This is a genomic window from Bacillus cereus group sp. BfR-BA-01381, from assembly GCF_022663555.1.
GTDB classification, from domain to species: Bacteria; Bacillota; Bacilli; order Bacillales; family Bacillaceae_G; genus Bacillus_A; species Bacillus_A pacificus.
Genome location: NZ_JAKUFR010000172.1, coordinates 1 through 3,879 on the forward strand (window position 1 = coordinate 1; position 3,879 = coordinate 3,879).

The following is a 3,879-nucleotide window of genomic DNA, read 5'->3' on the forward strand; positions in this document are numbered from 1 at the left end:
TTTTTCATCTTCAAAATGTCCGATTGTTCCTTCACATACTTGGCATACGATTGTTCCCATTTTTCATTTCCCCCTAAGTTTATGGTCCTAAAAACTTTCAGCTGTCCATTTCCTATCAATTATTGGGCTTTTGTATGCTCTGTGTGATCACATCCGCAAGATCCACATTTCCCGTAAAGTACCGTTACTTTCTCATCCTCGAAGTGTGCAATTGTACCTTCACAATCTTGACATACGATTGTTCCCATTTTTCATTTCCCCCTAAGTTTATAATCCCAAAAACTTTTTGTAACCGCTTAACTTTCTGTCTTTATTTTAATATGTTATACTTTTTACGTCAATAGGTTTTTAGTATAACACATTAAATATTTTAATTTTAAATTAGTATGCGATATTCAAACAAAAAAACAGCCATATTTATACGTACGACTGTTTTACATTATTTATTCTTCGTATTCCGCATGCAAAGATGTAGATGGAACTAGAAATGAGAAGAACTGAGCTAACTCAGCTGCTTCCTCTTCTGAACCTAATTTGAACACTTCCTGCAAATGTTGAACATTCTCTACATCATCTCGTCCAAGTAAAGTAGACCTTCCTGTTTGCATGCAAACAATAAGTGGCTTTCCAAAAAACATATTTGTATAAATAACACCAAAATCATAACGAGTATCATGTGTCATAAACCCCAAAAATCGTACCTTCACACTTTCATGTTCATCATACAATTTTTCAAACATCGGTTTCCACCTTTCTACATCACCTTTCATTAGTATATTAAACAAAAAAAGGAATACTCCTTTTAATTGTCAAAAAATTCAGTAGGATGTAGAATGAGAGTATTCTACTAAGTTAGGGGGAACTTATATGCAACATGCCTTTATTACGCTTGTACCTAAATCCAATCAACAATCTGTTTCAATAGATGATATAAAACAACTTTTTCATTATTATAAAACAGTTACTTCCAAAACTGGTGTTCAAATTAATTACGCTTATACAAATACCGCTTTTCCGTATGAAATTTTAGATACATCAGCAACAACATTCAAACTACAATCTACTCACGATCGATATGACTCCATTTATGTTGGTGTCGGTATAGACAAGGAACAAACTTATATTCAAGTTTCTTTACCACCTAATGCAACATTTGGTGATAAAGGAAAAGCAAATGAATTTTGCCGTTTTCTAGCGAAGAAATTAGAAGGAGAGTTACAATTATTTAATGGAAGAACAATGTATTTCTATAAACGTTAATTTAAAAAATAGAAAATATAATTAAGAAAAGTATGCAATTTGAACACGTAAGGAATAATGCCTGCTTTCTAATTTGTAATACAAAATATGCGATCACATATGCTAAATAAAGAAATACAAAAAATAGAATAACTTTATAATGCAACTTATCACCATTTGACAATGATAATACAACAGAAAAACCACTCCATAATAAAAAATGATAAAATATAACATGTAATATTCTCATGGAACCTTCTCCTTTGACATGCTCTATTTTATTAATATATGGTATTAAGTTTGAATCAATTACATATTACACAAAAGCATATATATGGCTTTTGGATTTATATATGTTTTAACGATTCAATTAAATTATTATATATTCATTCGACAAGTACGTATAAAGACCTTGCAAGCCACTTTTATTATAAAATAAAAAATAGCCCATCTCTTTAAATAAGAGATGGGCTATTTTCATTACTTAAATTATTTTACAATGTGAATTGGCATTCCAAGAGCAACTTCAGCTGCTTCCATTGTGATTTCACCTAATGTTGGGTGAGCGTGGATTGTTTGAGCGATATCTTCTGCTGTCATTCCAGCTTCGATAGCTAAACCAATCTCAGAAATAATGTCAGAAGCGCCTGCACCTGCAACTTGAGCACCTACAAGAAGACCATCTTCTTTACGTGTTACAAGTTGTAAGAAACCGTCAGTGCTATTTAATGATAATGCACGACCGTTAGCAGCGAATGGGAACTTAGATACAGTTACAGTCATTCCAGCTTCTTCAGCTTGTTTCTTAGTGTAACCAACAGATGCTAATTCTGGATCAGTGAAGCATACTGCAGGAATTCCGATGTAATCGATAGCTGACGCATGGCCACTAATTGCTTCTACAGCTACCTTACCTTCGTAAGAAGCTTTGTGAGCTAATGGTGGTCCAGGAACGATATCACCGATTGCATAGATGTTTGGTACATTTGTACGACATTGCTCATCGATTTCGATGATGCCGCGGTCAGTCATTTTAACTCCAACTTGCTCAAGACCGATTTCTTGAGTGTTTGGACGACGACCTACAGTTACTAATACGTAATCTGCTTCTACAGTTTGGATTTCACCTTTAACTTCGAAGCTAACTTTTACGCCAGTTTCTGTTTCTTCAACGCCTTTAGCCATAGCTTTTGTATGGATTGTTACGTTACCTTTTTTCTGTAGAGCACGTTTAACAACAGAGCTCATAGCTTTTTCGAAACCAGCTAAGATTTCGTCGCCAGCTTCTACTACAGTAACTTCTGTACCGAAGTTAGCATATGCAGTACCTAATTCCATACCGATGTAACCGCCGCCGATTACAACAAGTTTTTTAGGAATTTCAGGTAAGCTTAAAGCGCCTGTAGAGTTGATAACACGTTTAGAGTATTTGAATCCTGGAATTTCGATTGGTGTAGAACCAGTTGCAAGAACAGCATTTTTAAACGTATAAGTTTGAGCTGCATCTTCAGTCATTACGCGTAATGTGTTAGCATCTACGAAGTAAGCTTCACCGCGAATGATTTCAACTTTGTTACCTTTAAGAAGGCCTTCAACACCGCCAGTTAATTTCTTAACTACGCCGTTTTTCCATTCTTGAACTTTTGTAAAGTCAACTTTTACGTTCTCTGCAGTGATACCCATGTCATCAGAATGCATTGCATTCTCATAACGATGACCTGCATTGATTAACGCTTTTGAAGGAATACATCCAACGTTTAAGCATACGCCACCAAGGTTAGCTTTTTCAATGATTGCTACCTTTTGACCTAATTGTGCTGCACGAATTGCCGCAACGTATCCACCAGGACCTGCACCAACAACGACTGTATCTAATTCAATTGGGAAATCTCCTACTACCATTGTTATTACGCCTCCATTACTAATAATTGTGGGTCATTCAATAGACGTTTAATTTGGTTTAATGCTTTTTGAGCAGTTGCGCCGTCAATTAAACGATGGTCAAAGCTTAGAGATAATGCTAATACTGGAGCTGCAACGATCTCACCATTTTTCACAACTGGTTTCTCAGCGATACGGCCGATACCAAGGATTGCTACTTCTGGGTGGTTGATAACTGGAGTGAACCATTGTCCACCTGCAGAACCAATGTTTGTAATTGTGCAAGAAGCGCCTTTCATTTCAGCAGGAGCTAAACGACCTTCACGTGCTTTACCAGCAAGATCATTGATCTCGTTAGAAATTGTGAAGATAGACTTGCGATCTGTATCTTTAACAACTGGTACTAATAGACCTTTGTCTGTATCAGCTGCGATACCGATGTTGAAGTAATGTTTATGAACTACTTCTTGAGAAGCATCATCTAAAGAAGTGTTTAACATTGGATATTCACGTAATGCAGATGTTAAAGCTTTAACAACGTATGGAAGGTAAGTTAATTTAATACCTTTGTCAGCTGCAACAGCTTTGAACTTCTTACGGTGAGCAACAAGTTCAGTTACATCTACTTCATCCATTAATGTTACGTGAGGAGCTGTATGTTTAGAGTTAACCATTGCTTTCGCAATTGCTTTACGGATACCACTCATTTTCTCACGAGTTTCTGGATATTCACCAGCTGGAATTGGTTGTGCTTTTGGT

Annotated in this window: 6 protein-coding genes and 1 pseudogene; 1 reads left to right on the forward strand and 6 read right to left on the reverse strand. The window is 35.9% G+C overall.

Annotated features, from left to right (window positions below; translation table 11 throughout):
- The 3 genes from MR079_RS27820 to MR079_RS27830 form a co-directional block, all read right to left on the reverse strand.
- The coding region (locus MR079_RS27820; RefSeq protein WP_141527636.1) for a GapA-binding peptide SR1P at positions 1-60 on the reverse strand (60 nt) is incomplete at its 3' end.
- A 59-nt stretch (positions 61-119) separates the two neighbouring features.
- Complete coding sequence (locus MR079_RS27825; RefSeq protein WP_000536778.1) at positions 120-248, reverse strand: GapA-binding peptide SR1P; 129 nt, start codon at positions 246-248, stop codon at positions 120-122.
- Between the two features lie 195 nt (positions 249-443).
- Positions 444-740: a DUF3055 domain-containing protein gene (locus tag MR079_RS27830; protein ID WP_011040622.1), complete on the reverse strand. Its 297-nt coding sequence runs from the start codon at positions 738-740 to the stop codon at positions 444-446.
- A 127-nt stretch (positions 741-867) separates the two neighbouring features.
- Between MR079_RS27830 and MR079_RS27835 the strand changes: the two genes are divergently transcribed.
- Positions 868-1,260, forward strand: a complete 393-nt coding sequence (locus MR079_RS27835) for a DUF1885 family protein (protein ID WP_139866883.1) — start codon at positions 868-870, stop codon at positions 1,258-1,260.
- Position 1,261: 1 nt separating this feature from the next.
- Here MR079_RS27835 and MR079_RS27840 read toward each other — a convergent pair whose 3' ends face one another.
- The 3 genes and pseudogenes from MR079_RS27840 to pdhC form a co-directional block, all read right to left on the reverse strand.
- Positions 1,262-1,489, reverse strand: a complete 228-nt coding sequence (locus tag MR079_RS27840; RefSeq protein WP_001221351.1) for a hypothetical protein — start codon at positions 1,487-1,489, stop codon at positions 1,262-1,264.
- A 239-nt stretch (positions 1,490-1,728) separates the two neighbouring features.
- Positions 1,729-3,141 carry a dihydrolipoyl dehydrogenase gene (gene lpdA / locus MR079_RS27845; protein WP_000260111.1) on the reverse strand — a complete coding sequence of 471 codons (1,413 nt, stop codon included), beginning with the start codon at positions 3,139-3,141 and terminating at the stop codon, positions 1,729-1,731.
- A gap of 5 nt (positions 3,142-3,146) precedes the next feature.
- Positions 3,147-3,879 (reverse strand): annotated as a pseudogene (pdhC, locus tag MR079_RS27850) (pyruvate dehydrogenase complex dihydrolipoyllysine-residue acetyltransferase); the annotation flags it as partial.

Bases quoted from the DNA above. Each gene is read 5' to 3' on its own strand.
- MR079_RS27825 (WP_000536778.1), bottom strand. From the start codon at position 248: ATGGGAACAATCGTATGTCAAGATTGTGAAGGTACAATTGCACACTTC.
- MR079_RS27830 (WP_011040622.1), bottom strand. From the start codon at position 740: ATGTTTGAAAAATTGTATGATGAACATGAAAGTGTGAAGGTACGATTT.
- MR079_RS27835 (WP_139866883.1), top strand. From the start codon at position 868: ATGCAACATGCCTTTATTACGCTTGTACCTAAATCCAATCAACAATCT.
- MR079_RS27840 (WP_001221351.1), bottom strand. From the start codon at position 1,489: ATGAGAATATTACATGTTATATTTTATCATTTTTTATTATGGAGTGGT.
- lpdA (WP_000260111.1), bottom strand. From the start codon at position 3,141: ATGGTAGTAGGAGATTTCCCAATTGAATTAGATACAGTCGTTGTTGGT.